This window comes from Bifidobacterium sp. UTCIF-39 (assembly GCF_006408715.1).
Taxonomy (GTDB): domain Bacteria; phylum Actinomycetota; class Actinomycetes; order Actinomycetales; family Bifidobacteriaceae; genus Galliscardovia; species Galliscardovia tissieri.
Map to the genome: position 1 here is coordinate 13251 of NZ_JEOG01000008.1, position 15753 is coordinate 29003.

General features: G+C 60.7%; 18 protein-coding genes. 16 read left to right on the forward strand and 2 right to left on the reverse strand.

What is annotated here, in order from left to right; genetic code table 11:
* The first annotated feature begins 34 nt into the window (after positions 1–34).
* The 16 genes from rlmN to EP30_RS05065 all read left to right on the forward strand — a co-directional run bounded on the left by rlmN (position 35) and on the right by EP30_RS05065 (position 14294).
* On the forward strand, positions 35–1210 hold the full coding sequence (rlmN, locus tag EP30_RS04990; protein WP_140556681.1) for a 23S rRNA (adenine(2503)-C(2))-methyltransferase RlmN: 1176 nt from the start codon (positions 35–37) through the stop codon (positions 1208–1210).
* Positions 1211–1338: 128 nt separating this feature from the next.
* A complete protein-coding gene (gene hisF, locus EP30_RS04995) occupies positions 1339–2109 on the forward strand; it encodes an imidazole glycerol phosphate synthase subunit HisF (RefSeq protein ID WP_140556683.1) in 771 nt (256 codons plus the stop codon).
* Between the two features lie 81 nt (positions 2110–2190).
* On the forward strand, positions 2191–2613 hold the full coding sequence (gene hisI, locus EP30_RS05000) for a phosphoribosyl-AMP cyclohydrolase (protein WP_094664600.1): 423 nt from the start codon (positions 2191–2193) through the stop codon (positions 2611–2613).
* Positions 2610–4175 carry an anthranilate synthase component I gene (locus EP30_RS05005; RefSeq protein ID WP_140556688.1) on the forward strand — a complete coding sequence of 522 codons (1566 nt, stop codon included), beginning with the start codon at positions 2610–2612 and terminating at the stop codon, positions 4173–4175. The genes hisI and EP30_RS05005 overlap by 4 nt, the downstream gene beginning before the upstream one ends.
* A gap of 92 nt (positions 4176–4267) precedes the next feature.
* Positions 4268–6355: a bifunctional indole-3-glycerol phosphate synthase/tryptophan synthase subunit beta gene (locus EP30_RS05010; protein WP_140556690.1), complete on the forward strand. Its 2088-nt coding sequence runs from the start codon at positions 4268–4270 to the stop codon at positions 6353–6355.
* A gap of 41 nt (positions 6356–6396) precedes the next feature.
* The gene (trpA, locus tag EP30_RS05015; RefSeq protein WP_140556693.1) at positions 6397–7266 is read left to right on the forward strand and encodes a tryptophan synthase subunit alpha; all 870 of its coding nucleotides are present in this window, start codon (positions 6397–6399) and stop codon (positions 7264–7266) included.
* A gap of 92 nt (positions 7267–7358) precedes the next feature.
* The gene (lgt, locus tag EP30_RS05020) at positions 7359–8291 is read left to right on the forward strand and encodes a prolipoprotein diacylglyceryl transferase (RefSeq protein ID WP_140556695.1); all 933 of its coding nucleotides are present in this window, start codon (positions 7359–7361) and stop codon (positions 8289–8291) included.
* A gap of 69 nt (positions 8292–8360) precedes the next feature.
* Positions 8361–9026, forward strand: a complete 666-nt coding sequence (gene rpe, locus EP30_RS05025) for a ribulose-phosphate 3-epimerase (protein WP_094664652.1) — start codon at positions 8361–8363, stop codon at positions 9024–9026.
* 83 nt (positions 9027–9109) lie between these two features.
* Positions 9110–9373 carry a phosphoribosyl-ATP diphosphatase gene (locus EP30_RS05030; RefSeq protein ID WP_094664590.1) on the forward strand — a complete coding sequence of 88 codons (264 nt, stop codon included), beginning with the start codon at positions 9110–9112 and terminating at the stop codon, positions 9371–9373.
* Positions 9374–9427: 54 nt separating this feature from the next.
* Positions 9428–10279, forward strand: a complete 852-nt coding sequence (hisG, locus tag EP30_RS05035; protein ID WP_094664588.1) for an ATP phosphoribosyltransferase — start codon at positions 9428–9430, stop codon at positions 10277–10279.
* Between the two features lie 14 nt (positions 10280–10293).
* Positions 10294–10944 (forward strand): CDP-alcohol phosphatidyltransferase family protein, encoded by a 651-nt coding sequence (locus EP30_RS05040; protein ID WP_140556870.1) that lies wholly within the window; start codon positions 10294–10296, stop codon positions 10942–10944.
* Between the two features lie 247 nt (positions 10945–11191).
* Positions 11192–11902, forward strand: coding sequence for a DUF881 domain-containing protein (locus tag EP30_RS05045; RefSeq protein ID WP_181160796.1), 711 nt, complete (start codon positions 11192–11194; stop codon positions 11900–11902).
* Positions 11902–12234 (forward strand): small basic family protein, encoded by a 333-nt coding sequence (locus tag EP30_RS05050; RefSeq protein WP_140556872.1) that lies wholly within the window; start codon positions 11902–11904, stop codon positions 12232–12234. The genes EP30_RS05045 and EP30_RS05050 overlap by 1 nt, the downstream gene beginning before the upstream one ends.
* A gap of 6 nt (positions 12235–12240) precedes the next feature.
* The gene (locus tag EP30_RS05055; protein ID WP_140556699.1) at positions 12241–13077 is read left to right on the forward strand and encodes a DUF881 domain-containing protein; all 837 of its coding nucleotides are present in this window, start codon (positions 12241–12243) and stop codon (positions 13075–13077) included.
* Positions 13078–13081: 4 nt separating this feature from the next.
* A complete protein-coding gene (locus EP30_RS05060; protein WP_094664582.1) occupies positions 13082–13522 on the forward strand; it encodes an FHA domain-containing protein in 441 nt (146 codons plus the stop codon).
* Between the two features lie 103 nt (positions 13523–13625).
* A complete protein-coding gene (locus tag EP30_RS05065) occupies positions 13626–14294 on the forward strand; it encodes a MerR family transcriptional regulator (RefSeq protein ID WP_140556701.1) in 669 nt (222 codons plus the stop codon).
* Between the two features lie 188 nt (positions 14295–14482).
* Here the strand turns inward: EP30_RS05065 and EP30_RS05070 are convergent, their stop codons facing one another.
* Together EP30_RS05070 and EP30_RS05075 are read right to left on the reverse strand one after the other, a co-directional pair.
* Positions 14483–15202, reverse strand: coding sequence for an HAD hydrolase-like protein (locus EP30_RS05070; RefSeq protein ID WP_140556703.1), 720 nt, complete (start codon positions 15200–15202; stop codon positions 14483–14485).
* 115 nt (positions 15203–15317) lie between these two features.
* Entirely contained in the window at positions 15318–15665 is a 348-nt protein-coding gene (locus EP30_RS05075; protein WP_094664576.1) for an RNA polymerase-binding protein RbpA, read from the reverse strand.
* Between the last annotated feature and the right edge of the window lie 88 nt (positions 15666–15753).

The window sequence follows — 15753 nt, forward strand, 5'->3', positions numbered from 1 at the left end:
TACGTCCAACATATCGAGGCACGTGGGGGAGAGCATGAACGAGGAGATTGAGACCGGCATCACCGCAGGAGGCGCAGACGGGGCGTTCAGGGACATCCTATCCAAGGATCATGCGCGGCGAGGCAAGCCTCCGGTGCATTTCGTCGACATGACGCCCGAGGAGCGCATCGCCGTGGCCGGCGAACTGGGACTGCCGAAATTCCGGGTCAAGCAGCTTGCCAACCACTATTTCTCCCATTTCGATGTCAATGCCGAGGAGTTCACCGATTTCCCGGCCAATGCCAGGGCGGCGGCGGCCAAGGCATTCTTCCCCACGCTGATCACGCCGATGCTGCAGCAGAAGGCCGATCAGGGCCTGACCGTCAAGACCCTGTGGAGCCTGTTCGATGGCTCTCGCATCGAATCGGTGCTCATGCGCTACCCCAATCGCGCCACGCTGTGCATCTCCAGTCAGGTGGGGTGCGGCATGGGCTGCCCGTTCTGCGCCACCGGCAAACTGGGCCTCACCCGCAACATGTCCACCGGCGAGATCCTCGAGCAGGTGCGCGTCGCCGCCGTCCAGATGAGGGACGGCGATATCGCCGGCGGTCCGGGACGTCTGAGCAATATCGTCTTCATGGGCATGGGGGAGCCCATGGGCAACTATCGTTCCGTACTGTCCGCGGTTCGTCAGATCAGCGCTCCAGCGCCGGAGGGGTTCGGCATTTCGGCGCGTAACATCACGGTCTCCACGGTGGGAGTGGTTCCCGGTATCAGAAAGCTCGCCGCCGAGGGCATTCCGGTCCGTCTGGCGGTGTCCCTGCACGCGCCCACCGATCGGTTGCGTGACGAACTGGTGCCGATGAACCGCCGGTTCAACACCACGCAGGTGCTTGATGCCGCCCATGACTACTATCTGGCCACCAAGCGCAGGGTGAGCATTGAATACGCACTGATGCGGGGCATCAATGATCAGGCCGTCCATGCGCGTCAGCTCGCGAATCGTCTGAACTCCTACGGTGACGACTGGGCGCATGTCAATCCGATTCCGCTGAACCCGATCGAGGGGTCCAAGTGGACGGCCTCGGATCCGGAGGACGAGCGCACGTTCCTCGACATTCTTCACAAGGCTGGCATCACCGCCACACTGCGTGATACGCGCGGCTCCGATATCGATGGCGCTTGCGGACAGCTTGCCGCCAAGACCATGGAGCGTCACGTCCGGTTCTGAGCCGGGCAGGCCAGACACATACCGGTGGTTTCACCATGTGGGCATGTCCCCGATGAAACCACCGAACCGTCTGATAGTGACGTTAACCTGTTTCCCAGTGCACACGATACGAGCGCAAAGGGGTAAACATGTCGCTGGCGGTGAGAGTCATTCCATGCCTTGACGTAGATGCTGGGCGTGTGGTCAAGGGCGTCCACTTCGAAAACCTGCGGGACGCCGGAGACCCGGTGGAGCTTGCCGCGGAATATTACCGGCAGGGTGCCGACGAGCTCACGTTCCTTGACGTGACGGCGTCGAGTTCGCACCGTCAGACCATGTACGACGTGGTGCGACGCACCGCCGAGGAACTGTTCATCCCCCTGACCGTGGGCGGTGGCGTCCGCACGGTCGACGACGTCGATATGCTGTTGCGATGCGGCGCGGACAAGGTTGGCGTCAATACCGCGGCCATCAACAATCCCCAGATGATCAGCGACGTCTCCAGCCGGTTCGGCCGTCAGGTGCTGGTCCTGTCCGTGGACGCCCGACGGGAACGCGGCGAGCGCCACACGAAGTCGGGGTTCGAGGTCACCACGATGGGCGGTCGGGAATCCACGGGCATCGACGCCCTGTGGTGGGTCAAACGGGCCGAACAGCTCGGCGCGGGGGAGATCCTGCTGAATTCCATGGACGCCGACGGCACGCAGAACGGATTCGATCTTGACATGATCGAGAAGGTACGCAACGAGGTGTCGATTCCGATCATCGCCAGCGGCGGTGCCGGCAAGGCCGAGGATTTCCCACCGGCGATCAAGTCCGGTGCCGATGCCGTACTCGCCGCGTCGGTCTTCCACTTCGGACAGATCACCATCGGCGAGGTCAAGGCCGAACTGGCGGCGCACGGGTACGCGGTCCGCTGACGTCGACGGCACGTGACCATATCGGTCACGAGGATACGCCGGACGATCTATGGACCGATCGAAATGACAAAGGGAAGCAGCATGCAACAGCAGCAGGATGAGTACGACAACACCACTGGCCTCGACCCGAGGATCGCGGCGCGGCTGAAACGAGACGCCAAAGGGCTGGTGGCCGCGGTGATCCAGCAGTACGACACCAGGGAGGTGCTGATGGTCGGCTACATGAACGATGAGGCCCTCCGTCGCACCCTCACCACCGGCCGGGTCACGTTCTGGTCCCGGTCCCGACAGGAATACTGGCGCAAAGGCGACACCTCCGGCCACCGGCAGTATGTGAAGAGCGTCCGTCTGGACTGCGATGGCGACGCCCTGCTGGTGGAGGTCGATCAGGTGGGCGCAGCCTGCCACACCGGCAAACGATCCTGCTTCGACGAGGGCGGCCCACTGCCCGTGGTCATCGGCGAACGCAATCAGGAGGACGACAACGAGGAGGTCCGGGCATGAGCGAGAACACAACCAGCGTAAGGAACCTGCTTTGGGGACAGACATGGCCCGACCGTGACACGTTCCATGCGCTCGCGTCCGAGGGGTATCGCGTGATCCCCGTGGTGCGTCGTCTGCTTGCCGATTCGCTGACCCCGGTCGGCTTCTATGAGCGTCTCGCCCGAGGCAGGAGCGGAACCTTCATTCTTGAGTCCGCGGAATACGGCGGCTCCTGGAGCCGGTACTCCTTCATCGGTGTCAACTCCATCGCGCAGCTGCGTTCAAACGAGGGACGGGCCGACTGGCTGGGCACCGTTCCGACCGGCGTGCCCACGGAGGGCGACGTGCTTGACGTGGCCCATGCCGCACTCCGCCTGCTCACCTCCCCAAGGGTTGATGGACTGCCCAGTCTGACCAGCGGTCTTGTGGGCAGTGTCGGCTGGGATGCCATCCGACACTGGGAGCCGACGCTGCGAGCCGAGGCGCCCGACGAGACCGGCCAGCCCGAAACCGTCCTCGCCCTGGCCACGGACATGGCCGTGGTGGATCATGTGAACGGCTCCGTATGGCTGGTCGCCAACGCGGTGAACTTCGACGACCAGCCCACACGCGAAGGAGAAGCCTACGACGACGCCGTACGTCGTCTGGACCGCATGCAACGGGATGCGGCCACCCCCGTCACCAACGAGTCCAAGGTCAACGTCCTCGACCCCAGCGTCCCCCAGCCGGAGCTGCGGTTCCGCACCGCCAAGGAGGACTACGAGCATGCCGTCGAAACGGCCAAACGCCACATCGTGGACGGCGACGTGTTCCAGGTGGTCATCTCCCAGCGACTGGACATCGACTCCCCGGCCGACCCCTTCGACGTCTACCGTGTGCTCCGCACCCTCAACCCCAGCCCGTACATGTACTTCTTCTCCCTGACCGACGCGCAGGGCAGGGACTTCAACGTCATCGGCTCCAGTCCGGAAACCCTGATCAAAGTCGAGGACGGTCATGCAATGACCTTCCCGATCGCCGGCTCCCGCCCCCGCGGCGCCACACCGGAGGAGGACGCACGACTCGCCCGCGAACTGCTGGAGGACCCCAAGGAGCGCAGCGAACACATCATGCTGGTCGACCTGGCCCGCAACGACCTCTCCCGCGTCTGCGACCCCAGCAGCGTTGAGGTCGTCTCCCTCATGGACATCAAACGGTTCAGCCACATCATGCACATCTGCTCCACGGTCACCGGCAAGGTGCATCAGGGCATGACCGCATTCGACGTGTTCACCTCCGCATTCCCCGCAGGCACCCTGTCCGGAGCCCCCAAGCCCCGCGCCGTGGAGATCATCGACGAGATCGAACCCGCGGACCGCGGCATCTACGGCGGCACCGTCGGATACTTCGACTTCTCCGGCAACATGGACATGGCCATCGCCATTCGCACCGCCTTCCTCCGCGACCACGAGGCCAGCGTGCAGGCCGGTGCCGGCATCGTACTCGACTCCGTCCCCGCCAACGAATGGCAGGAGACCCGCAACAAGGCCGAAGCCTCCGTCGAAGCCGTACAGATCGCCGCACAACTGAAAACCGTCAAATAAGAGCAATACGAGCAAATAAGACAATCTGCGAACACCCCCGCAAACTGTGCTATAAGAAGGGTGTCAACACGAAAGCTCGCTAAAGGAGAACCATGTCGGTATTGGACGAATTGGTAGCGGGCGCACTGGAGGACCAGCAGTCCCGCGAGCGCACCGTATCGCTGAAGGAAGTGCGGCAGGCCGCCATCACGGCCCCCGCCCCGATCGACGCGGTCCGATGGCTCAAACGCGCCGACGGCATCCCCGTGATCGCGGAGATCAAGCGAGCCTCGCCGTCCAAAGGACACCTGAGCGACATCCCCGACCCCGCGGCCCTGGCACGCGAATACGAACGCGGAGGAGCCAGCGCGATCTCCGTACTGACCGAAAGACGCCGCTTCCACGGATCCCTGGACGACCTCGACAAGGTCCGCGCCGCAGTACACATCCCCGTACTGCGCAAGGACTTCATCGTCACCGACTACCAGATCTACGAGGCACGCGCCCACGGCGCCGACATGGTGCTGCTCATCGTCGCCGCGCTCGCCGATGACACGCTGCGTCATCTCATCGCGCTCGCCCATGACCTGAACATGACCGTGCTGGTGGAGACCCATACGCGTGAGGAGATCTCCCGTGCCGTCGCCGCCGGCGCCAAGGTGATCGGCATCAATGCGCGCAACCTCAAGAACCTCCGCGTGGATGTGCACAAGTACAGTGAGCTGGCGGCCGATCTGCCCGATGACGTGATTCGCGTCGCGGAGTCCGGCGTGTTCGGCGCCGTGGAAGTGGAGGACTATGGTCGTGCCGGTGCCGACGCGGTACTGGTGGGCGAGGGAGTGGCCACCGCCGACGATCATCAGCTTGCAGTGGAACGACTAGTGAAGGCAGGAGCAAGAGTGAAAGCATCCGAGACCACGCCATTGAGCGAACATCAGGGACCGTACTGGGGCCAGTTCGGCGGCCGATACGTGCCCGAGGCCCTGATCACCGCACTGGATGAACTCGAACATGTGTACGAAGAGGCGAAGGCTGATCCGGAATTCCACAAAGAGTTCATGACGCTGCAGCAGCGTTACGTTGGCCGTCCAAGCCCGCTGACCGAAGCGCCGCGATTCGCGGCCCTCGTGCGGGAGAAGACCGGACTCGACGCCCGCATCTTCCTCAAGCGTGAGGACCTGAACCACACCGGCGCGCACAAGATCAACAACGCCCTGGGACAGGCCCTGCTGGTCAAGCGCATGGGCAAGACCCGCGTGATCGCCGAAACCGGTGCCGGACAGCACGGCGTGGCCACCGCCACCGTATGCGCAATGCTCGGCCTGAAATGCCGCATCTACATGGGACAGATCGACGCCCGCCGTCAGGCGCTCAACGTGGCCCGCATGCGCATGCTCGGCGCGGAAGTCGTCGAAGTCACCCTCGGCGACAAGATTCTCAAGGACGCCATCAACGAAGCCCTGCGAGACTGGGTCACCAACGTCAAGGACACCCACTACCTCCTCGGCACCGTAGCAGGCCCCCACCCATTCCCCGCCATGGTCCGAGACTTCCAGAAGATCATCGGAGAAGAAGCCAAGGAACAACTCCAGGACTGGTACGGCATCGACCACCCGGACGCGATCTGCGCATGCGTGGGCGGCGGCTCCAACGCCATCGGCATCATGAACGCATTCCTCGACGACGACCGCGTCAACCTGTACGGGTACGAAGCCGGCGGCAACGGACCCGAATCCGGCAAACACGCCATCCGCTTCGCCCCCGGCACCGGCCAGCTCGGCATGTTCCAAGGCGCAAAAAGCTACCTGCTCGAAACCGACGAAGGCCAAACCCTCGACACCTACTCCATCTCCGCAGGCCTCGACTACGCCTCCGTCGGCCCCGAACACGCATGGCTCAAGGACATCGGCCGCGTCAACTACAGCTGGGCCACCGACGAGGAAGCCATGAACGCATTCCGCGACCTGAGCCAGACCGAAGGCATCATCCCCGCCATCGAATCCTCCCACGCCGTCGCCGGCGCCTACAAGGCCGCCGCCGACCTCAAGAACAAGGGATACGACAAAGCCGTGATGATCGTCAACATCTCCGGCCGAGGCGACAAGGACATGGCCACCGCCGGCAAATGGTTCGGATACCTGACCGACGACCAGGCCGCCGCCCTCGACGTCACCGGAGCACACGGCAACACCATCGCCTGAAGACAGACACGGCCACCACGGCCAGAACAAGGAACGCGAACATGACCAACGCAACAACCACACCATCAGGACAGCCCCTGGGCATCAGCCACAAGCCCAGCCCAACGGAAACAATGTTCACCACACTGCGCGCCGACAACAGGCCCGCCTTCATCGGCTACCTGCCCTACGGATTCCCCGACCCCGACACCTCCCTCGACGCACTCCGCACCATGGTCGAACACGGCGTCGACGCCGTCGAAATCGGACTCCCATACTCCGACCCAGTCATGGACGGCCCCGTCATCCAGGCAGCCAGCCAAATCGCCCTGAACAACGGAGAAAGCATCACCAACGTATTCAAGGCAGTCGAAACCGTAGCCAACGCCGGCGGCGTCCCCCTCATCATGAGCTACTGGAACCTCATCTACCATTACGGCGTCGAACGATTCGCCACCGACTTCGAAAACGCCGGCGGAGCAGGCCTCATCACCCCCGACCTCATCCCCGACGAAGCAGGCGAATGGATCGAAGCCTCCGACCGACACGGACTCGACCGCATCTTCCTCGTCTCCCCGGACTCCTCCGACGAACGACTCGCCATCGTAGCCCGCAATTCACGAGGATTCGTCTACGCAGCCTCTCGCATGGGAGTCACCGGAGAACGAGCCACCATCAGCTCCTCACCCGAACACCTCGTCGAACGCACACGCCAAGCCGGAGCATCACACGTATGCGTCGGCATCGGCGTCTCCACCGCCGACCAAGCAGCAACAGTCGGAGCCTACGCCGACGGCGTCATCGTCGGATCCGCCCTCGTCCACACCCTGCTCAACGACGACAACACCACCGCACGCGACACCAACGAAGGCCTCCGCAACCTCGCCGCCAAAACCGACGAACTCGCCGAAGGCATCCGTCGCGCTCGCTAGCGGACACACAACCACCCCATGACAACACTGCGGCGACCGTGGCAATCCTACGGTCGCCGCACGCATATCACCGATCAACAGACAGAGGCACGATGAATCTGGCGTCCATCCCATCACCAACATTCTCCGAATTCCACATCGGACCACTCACCATCCACATGTACGCGATCTGCATCCTGATCGGCATCTGCCTCGCCGTCTGGATCCTGACAACCCGCTGGAAACGATACGGAGGCACCTTCGACCAAGTACTCGACACCACACTCGTCGCCGTACCAAGCGGCCTCATCGGCGCTCGCCTGTATCACTGCATCACCACGCCCAGCGCCTATTTCCCCCCGACCGGAAGCCTGATCAACATCGTCAAGGTGTGGGAGGGCGGCATGGCCATCTTCGGCGGTATCCTGTTCGGCTCGCTGGGAGCATTCCTGTGGTGCCGCCACAAGAAGTACCCATTCGCGCTACTCGCCGACGCGCTCGCACCGGGACTCATGGTCGCGCAGGCCGTGGGGCGTCTTGGCAACTGGTTCAATCAGGAGCTGTACGGCAAGCCGACCACCCTGCCGTGGGGACTGGCCCTCAATGATGCCGACGCCATCGGCAAGACGCAGGTCTGCTACGATGGACAGCCCTGCCCGGTGGGCACGCTGTTCCATCCCACGTTCCTGTATGAGATGATCTGGAACCTGGTCGGTGCCGCGTTGATCGTGATGATCGGTCGCCGTCTGACCGGTACGCTCAAAGCAGGCCAGCAGTTTGCGATGTATCTGATGTGGTATGGCCTTGGCCGTACGTGGATCGAAATGCTGCGCATCAACTATTCGACCATCATTCTGGGGCTGCGTATCAACGTGTGGACCGCGATCCTGGTGTTCATCCTCGGCGGCGTGCTGTTCGTGCTGCTGTGGCGAAAGGGGAGCGGCACGGCGGTGTTGTCCCGTCATCTGGTCGAGGTCACCGCGGAGGAACGCGAGCGCATGGCGGTCGAACAGTCCGCTGAAAAGGCATCGGGAAACGGTCGATGATGCCAAATACCGAGAAGAAGCGGGGAAATGAGCGCCCAATCGTCGTTCTGCATCCCTAGAATGGGTCATATGACGATTCAAATTGCACCAAGCATCCTATCCGCGGATTTTTGCAATCTCGAACGCGATCTTCATGCGATTGCCAATGCCGATCTGGTCCATGTCGATGTGATGGACCATCATTTCGTCCCCAATCTGACGCTGGGCGAGCCCATCGTCAAGCGCATCTGCGAAGTCAGCCCGCTGCCTGTCGACGTGCATCTGATGATCGAGGACCCGGATCGTTGGGCCCCTGAATTCGCCAAGTGCGGAGCCCAGTCGGTGACCTTCCACATGGGTGCCACCCACGCTCCCGTCCGTCTGGCCCGTCAGCTGCGCGACATGGGATGCAAGGCCTGCTTCGCCGTCCGTCCCGCCGAACCGGTCGAGCCGCTGTTCGACATCCTCGACGAGTTCGACATGATTCTGATCATGACCGTCGAACCCGGTTTCGGCGGACAGAAGTTCCTCGCCAACCAGATGGCCAAGACCCGTCGTCTGCGCGATGAGATCACCCGCCGTGGCCTCGACACCCACATTCAGGTGGACGGTGGCGTCAGCCGCGACACCGCCCACATCGTGGCCGAAGCCGGTGCCGACGTCCTCGTGGCCGGCTCGGCAGTATACGGTGCCGATGACATCGCAGCCGAGATCGACCTGATCCGCTCCAACGCCCAGGCTGCATACCGAGACTGAACGTCGCCCATCCGGGCGGTCGTCCACACGGCCGGTGGACACCTATGCCACCGGCCGAAACCGATAAAGGAGAAACCCAAGTTATGAAGACCTTCGATTCCTTGTTCGAGGAACTCAGCGCCAAGGCGGCAGCCAAGACCGAAGGATCACTGACGGTCGAAGAACTGGCCAAGGGCACGCATTTCATCGGCAAGAAGCTGGTGGAGGAAGCCGGCGAAAGCTGGATCGCCGCCGAATACGAAGGTGCCGATCGCACCGCCGAGGAGCTCAGCCAACTGCTGTACCACATTCAGGTGATGATGATCGATCGTGGCATCAGCCTTGAGGACGTATACAAGCACCTGTGATGTCGCCGAACGAGACATCACCAACCGCATCGAAATAAAAGGAGATCGATTCCAATGTTGAGAATCGCCGTTCCTAACAAGGGAATGCTATCCGAACCGTCATGGAACATGCTCCAGGAGGCCGGATACCGACTGCGTTCGAATTCCCGTCAGCTTGTCGTGGAGGACCCGGACAACGGCATCGAACTGTTCTACCTGCGTCCGCTGGACATCGCCGTATACGTGGGACGCGGCACCGTCGACGTCGGCATCACCGGCCGCGACCTGCTGCTGAACTCCGGAACCGAAGCCGTGGAAACCATGGGCCTGGGCTACGGCGCATCCACCTTCCGCTTCGCCGCACCAAACGAATCCGACATCGCCACCCTCGCCGACATCGACGGCAAGCGAGTCGCCAGCTCCTACGACAAACTAGTCCACGACTACCTGGAAAACCGCGGCATCCACGCCGAAATCATCCACCTCGACGGCGCCGTGGAATCCTCGGTGCACCTGGGCGTAGCAGACCTCATCGCCGACGTGGTCTCCACCGGAACCACGCTACGCAACGCCGGACTGCGCACCTTCGCCGACCCGATCCTCCACTCCGAGGCCATCCTCATCCGTTCCCCCCGCCTCGCCGAAGGCAACGAGGAACTCAAGATCCTGTCCCGCCGTCTCAAGGGCGTGCTCACCGCACACAACTACGTGCTCATGGATTACGACATCCCCGTCGAAAAGGTCTCCGCAGCCGTAGCCATCACCCCCGGCTTCGAATCCCCGACAGTCTCCCCGCTGCACGATTCACAATGGGCCGCAGTCCGCGTCATGGTGCCCCGCGCGCAGGTGAACAAGCTGATGGACGACCTCTACGAAGTAGGAGCCAGAGCGATCATCGTCACCGCGCTGCAGGCATCCCGAATGTGAATACACTTGCATTCATGAGCCGACAGCCAACACACAACAATACGGAGGAAGAAGCGTTCAGCCCCGAGCCGCAGAACATCATCTGGACCGTACCGAACGCCATCAGCTTCCTCCGTATTCTCTCCATACCAGTCATCGCGGTACTGATCTCCAAACGCTACCTCGTCTGGTCACTGATCATCCTCGCCATCTCATCCGCATCAGACGGCATCGACGGCTACATCGCCAGACGATTCAACCAAGTCAGCCGCATCGGACAGATACTCGACCCCATCGCCGACCGACTCCTCATCATCTGCTCCATGCTCGCCCTCGGCTGGGCAAACATTCTCCCCTGGTGGCTCCTGATCGCCGTCGGATCACGAGACCTGATCATGCTGATCGAAGTACTCATCCTTTCCAACAACGACTACGGGCCACTACCAGTACACTTCGTCGGCAAAGCCGGAACGGCACTACTCCTCATGTCAGTACCCGTACTCATCGTCGCCGACCTCGCCACAACACCATTCTTCATGGTGCTCCACTTCATCGGCGTAGCAGGCGCCATCTGGGGAGCCGCACTCTACTGGACCGCCGGAGTCATCTACATCACCCAAGGAATCATCCTGCTCCAACACGACAACAGCCACACCGCTGAAAGGCGGCGCGCACATGTCCGATGAGCGCACCCCGATATCCTATCCAACAGACTCCGGGAATGCGCCCATACATCGCCGATCAGCCCATTCCCGGTCCGTATTCGGACTCATCAACCGACACGCCATCAACGACGGCACCCACGTCGCCGGAAGATCACGCCGCCGTCGAGTCGTCGACGAATCACTCCACCTCATCGACGACCTCACCAACCGCCCCATCGACCCACTATTCGAAGACTCCACACTGGTCGTACAAGAACAATCAACGGACATGATCTGGATCACCAAGATCCTCACCTTCATCTTCTGCGTCATCGTCGGCATATCCGGCTGCGTCATCGTACAGGAACTCCACATGAACACCCGACAAAAAGTACGCCAGGAACTCGCCAGCCAAGTCGCCGCACGAAACGACGAACAACACAAACTCGAATCCGACGTCGCCACCCAGCGCTCGCAGATCGACGCCCTCACCCAGTCGCTGAAGCAGGGGGAGGAGAATTCCCAGACCACCAAGGACGCCATTGCCAACGGCACCATCGCGGTCGAAGGCAGCGGGGTCGTAGTCACGCTGACCGACCCCATTGCGGCGGAGGACCAGAAGGGCGACCTTCCCCGTGACAAGAACGGTCATATCATCCGCGTGGTGTCCGACTCCGATCTCCAACTGTTCATTTCACGGCTCTGGGCGTCCGGAGCCGAAGCCATATCGGTCAATGATGTCCGCATTGGCGTCCAGTCGTCGGTGCGCGTGGCCGGACAGATCATTCTTGTCGGGGTCACATCCGTGCAAAGCCCGTATCGGATACAGGCGATCGGCGATCAGTCCGCGCTGGAGAACTCGGTCGACAAACAACACAATACCGACCTATATCAGTCGCTGAGCGAAGTCGGCATATATCCTGATGTAGCGAAGTCGTCTAAGCTTGCATTGAAGGCGTCGGGCGCACCCGACCTCAAATATGCGAAAGGGGTGGAATGATGCCGGCAATCATCGGACTCATCGTTGGAGTCGTCGTGGGCATATTCATCAAACCGAACGTGCCCATCGCCCTGCAGCCGTATCTGCCGATCATGGTGGTGGCGGCCATCGACGCATTGCTCGGATCCGCACGAGCGTACTTTGAGCGCAGCTTTTCGGATCGTGTCTTCGTCATCTCGTTCCTGTCCAATGTCATCACCGCGGCACTGCTGGTGTTCCTTGGCGACCAGCTCGGAGTGGGATCCCAGCTGACCACGGCAGTGATCGTGGTGCTGGGCATTCGCATCTTCTCCAACGTGTCGGCCATTCGTCGTTTCATCTTCAGAGGCTGATGATCGATGGCAAGGATCCAACACAACGAGGGGGAGAAGGCCTCGCAGAAGCCGGCGTTCAAACGATTCCGGCATCAGGAGATGACCGACGAGATCAATGACGACCTGTCCACGGGTACGTTCCCGCAGGTCAAGAAGAGGCCGCCGCGGGCGAGGAGGGGATCGAATCGGGCCAAGATCCTCACGTCCGTCCTTATGGCTTTGCTGTGCGCATTGCTTGGATTCGGATACGTCACCCAGTTGCAGAACTCGCAGTCGTCATACTCCACGCTGAGCGAGGACGAGCTGGTCCGACTGCTCGACGAGACCAGCAAGCAGATCGACAATCTGGAAAGCCAGAAGTCCCAGCTGTCCGAACAGCTCAAGTCCATCCAGTCCGCGGCCGACAAGCAAAAGGAAGTCGAACGCGTCGCCAAGGAAAACGAGGAGAGCAGCGGCATCCTGTCCGGCAGACTGCCGGCGCAGGGGAAAGGCGTGATCATCACCATAGGGCAGAAGGACAAGCACATTCCCGCATCCACCATGTTCACCCTGATCGAGGAACTCCGCAACGCCGGAGCCGAGGTCATAGAGTTCGACGATGTGCGGGTCGTGACATCCACGTCGCTGCTCGACACCGAAAACGGGTTGAACTGCAGTGGGCAGAATGTGGAACCGCCGTATGTGATCAAGGCCATCGGTGATCCGTCCTCGTTGCAGAACGCCGTGCAGATCGCCGGCGGAGTGGGCTCGCAGCTGCGTGTGAAATACGACGCCGGCGTGTCCGTCAAGCAATCCGACAATGTGCAGATCGACTCGGTGAGACAATCAACCGACTATAAGTACGCCAAGACTGTAGAATAGAACCATGACTGATCCGATTCCTACCGCCGGAGAGACTACCATCATTGGTATCCCGGCCATTCATATTCCGATTACCAGCACAGGGGACAGGCCTCTGACCCAGCAGGATCTCGATACGATCGCGAGACTGGGTGATGATTCGGCCTTGCTGATCTCCACACGTGGCGCGGTATCGGGATCTCGCTATCTGCTCGATGAGGACACCGTCAACGTTGGACGCGATCCTCGTTCCGACATTCTACTCGATGATTCCACGGTCTCCAGAGCACACGCCGTCTTCCACCGAGTCAACGGCCATTTCACCGTTCAGGATGCCGGCTCATTGAATGGAACCTATGTGAACCGTCAGCGTGTGGATGAAGCCGTGCTGCACAATGGCGACGAGATCATGATCGGCAAGTTCCGACTGGTCTTCTTCACCAAGTCGGCCGTTGTGACCGCCTGAGCGGCGCGTTCGACACGTCGTTTTTTAAATTCCGTGTCCCTCCCGGGCAATGCCCTACACTGGATAATGCAGTCCAGTTCAGCATTGCGTGGGAGGGACTTCAATGATCGAAGACTCCACGGTTCTTCTTAGTTTGCACGTCCCGGCACGAGGACGAATGAAGTCGTTGCCTCACGCCGTTCAGGGACAGTTGTTTGATATGGGGGAGAGCACCTCCCGTCTAAGGGGATATCAGGGGACGGTGGCGTCCAGAGTAGCCGGGATCACTCATCGACAGCTTGATTACCTGGCTCGTAAACGGATAGTCAAGCCTTCCATATTGCTCGCGCATGGTGCCAAGATATGTAGGCTGTACACGTTCGACGACGTGGTCCGTTTGACGGTGTTTCAGAATATGTTGAATGCCGGTGTGAATCTGCAGGCCGTGATCACAGCCATGCATTGTCTTGTACGGCATACGACCGAGGAACTTGAGGGTATCGCCATACTGTGCGATGGCGATACCGTCTATGAATGTGTGACTGATGACCAAGTGATTCGTTTGATCCGTGACGGTCGCATGGTGGTTGGCGTATCGGTCGGTGCTGTGTATCGGTATGTGAACGATGCGCTGAAAAATGAGAAATTTGTGGATGTCGAGGATAAGGACGTACGCACTTCGGATATGACGCTGGATGAGTTCACGGAAGTACGGCTGCGCAGACAATATGGTCAGCAGAGCGAAGTCGTGCGCCAGCGGAAGCTTAGAGGGGAAGAACGCGAGGAGGCGTGAACAGGATGGTGAATTGATAGGTAACGAAGTAGTCAGGAATCTAATCTGACATAACGTACATTATCGGATATATATGGGCGGTTGAGGATGATACAGGAAACGGGCTGTGCCTACGGTACATACCTGCCATAAGTCACAGCCCGTCACAGCCCGTTCGCGATGTGCACTACATAACCGTACGTGTCATGTCAGCGTGCGAAATATTCCTGAACCGCGTCATACAGTTGGTCGACGGTGTCGATGATCAGCGTAGCCTTATGCTCCTCAAGCTCGTTCGGCTCGGCATAACCCCAGCGACATCCGATCGACCCGATGCCCGTTGCCGTCGCGCCATCCATATCGGTCCAGCGGTCACCCACCATGACCGCCTTGTCGCCGGCGGCTTCGTCGTATCCGATGTGATCGAAGCAGTATCGGATCACCTGATCCTTATCCAGACGCGACGTGTCCATGCTGGCTCCGTATACGCCGTCCACCATGCCGGTCAGATGGAAATGCTCGCATACCGGAATGGCCTGCGGCTCAGGCTTGCAGGTCGCAATGGCAAGATAGTATCCGGCTTCACGCAGCTTGGACAGCTGTTCCGGGATTCCCGGGTACACCGTATTGAACAGGCGCCCCGGTACCTTGTTGCCGGGTTCGTTGGGATCGTCGAACACAGCCGCATCCGAATAGTAATGACGATAGATGCTGATGGCGCGATCAAGTTCGTCACCTGTCGGGATGCCGTTGCGCTGGAACGATTCCATGATCGAAGGACCGATGAATCGATGCAATTCGGCGTCATCGGGAACGGGCCTGCCCAGTTCCTCGAACGCCTTGGTCACGGATGCGATGATGCCGGGATCGGACTTGGTCAAGGTGCCGTCCAGATCAAGCAGGACGACATGCTTCGGATGCGTGGTCATGGGTTTCCTCTCCTATTATGTTCGCTGATCGATCGAATTGATATGCGTCGTCGAAGACACGACCGTCATGATGATGCCCGACCACGATATCAATCATGGCCGGGCATCAGACCGCCTACTCGTAGTCCGGGATCCACCCCTCGCGGTGCATCTTCAGACGCTTGTCGAGCAGCTCCTTGAGCTCCTCCTCGTTGCGCCGTTCCAGTAACATGTCCCAATGAGTACGGGTCGGCTTGGCGATCTCATTCGCCTCGGCATCCTCGGCGCCTTCGCGGTGCGCTGTGAGACCGCAACGGCATTCCCATTCCGCAGGCACTTCAGCTCCCTCAGCCAGCGGCAGGATCGTTCTGTGGCCCTTCGGGCATACGTATGCCACATCATTACGGGCGGCGAAATCGACGTTGTCGTCCGATTCCAGTGACTTCGCACCAATGCTCATACCGCGAAGCGAACGTTCAGCCATGCTATTCCTCCTGTACCTATACAACCGTTTCCACGCTACAAAACAGGGCAGACCTTGATATTATTCCCGGTTCTCCCCTGTCTCGGCC

Excerpts from the sequence above, each read along its gene's own strand:
- hisG (WP_094664588.1), top strand. The coding sequence starts at position 9,428 with ATGTTGAGAATCGCCGTTCCTAACAAGGGAATGCTATCCGAACCGTCA.
- EP30_RS05060 (WP_094664582.1), top strand. The coding sequence starts at position 13,082 with ATGACTGATCCGATTCCTACCGCCGGAGAGACTACCATCATTGGTATC.
- rlmN (WP_140556681.1), top strand. The coding sequence starts at position 35 with ATGAACGAGGAGATTGAGACCGGCATCACCGCAGGAGGCGCAGACGGG.
- EP30_RS05005 (WP_140556688.1), top strand. The coding sequence starts at position 2,610 with ATGAGCGAGAACACAACCAGCGTAAGGAACCTGCTTTGGGGACAGACA.
- hisI (WP_094664600.1), top strand. The coding sequence starts at position 2,191 with ATGCAACAGCAGCAGGATGAGTACGACAACACCACTGGCCTCGACCCG.
- trpA (WP_140556693.1), top strand. The coding sequence starts at position 6,397 with ATGACCAACGCAACAACCACACCATCAGGACAGCCCCTGGGCATCAGC.
- EP30_RS05075 (WP_094664576.1), bottom strand. The coding sequence starts at position 15,665 with ATGGCTGAACGTTCGCTTCGCGGTATGAGCATTGGTGCGAAGTCACTG.
- rpe (WP_094664652.1), top strand. The coding sequence starts at position 8,361 with ATGACGATTCAAATTGCACCAAGCATCCTATCCGCGGATTTTTGCAAT.
- EP30_RS05030 (WP_094664590.1), top strand. The coding sequence starts at position 9,110 with ATGAAGACCTTCGATTCCTTGTTCGAGGAACTCAGCGCCAAGGCGGCA.
- EP30_RS05070 (WP_140556703.1), bottom strand. The coding sequence starts at position 15,202 with ATGACCACGCATCCGAAGCATGTCGTCCTGCTTGATCTGGACGGCACC.
- hisF (WP_140556683.1), top strand. The coding sequence starts at position 1,339 with ATGTCGCTGGCGGTGAGAGTCATTCCATGCCTTGACGTAGATGCTGGG.
- EP30_RS05010 (WP_140556690.1), top strand. The coding sequence starts at position 4,268 with ATGTCGGTATTGGACGAATTGGTAGCGGGCGCACTGGAGGACCAGCAG.
- EP30_RS05055 (WP_140556699.1), top strand. The coding sequence starts at position 12,241 with ATGGCAAGGATCCAACACAACGAGGGGGAGAAGGCCTCGCAGAAGCCG.
- EP30_RS05065 (WP_140556701.1), top strand. The coding sequence starts at position 13,626 with ATGATCGAAGACTCCACGGTTCTTCTTAGTTTGCACGTCCCGGCACGA.
- EP30_RS05040 (WP_140556870.1), top strand. The coding sequence starts at position 10,294 with ATGAGCCGACAGCCAACACACAACAATACGGAGGAAGAAGCGTTCAGC.
- lgt (WP_140556695.1), top strand. The coding sequence starts at position 7,359 with ATGAATCTGGCGTCCATCCCATCACCAACATTCTCCGAATTCCACATC.
- EP30_RS05050 (WP_140556872.1), top strand. The coding sequence starts at position 11,902 with ATGCCGGCAATCATCGGACTCATCGTTGGAGTCGTCGTGGGCATATTC.
- EP30_RS05045 (WP_181160796.1), top strand. The coding sequence starts at position 11,192 with ATGATCTGGATCACCAAGATCCTCACCTTCATCTTCTGCGTCATCGTC.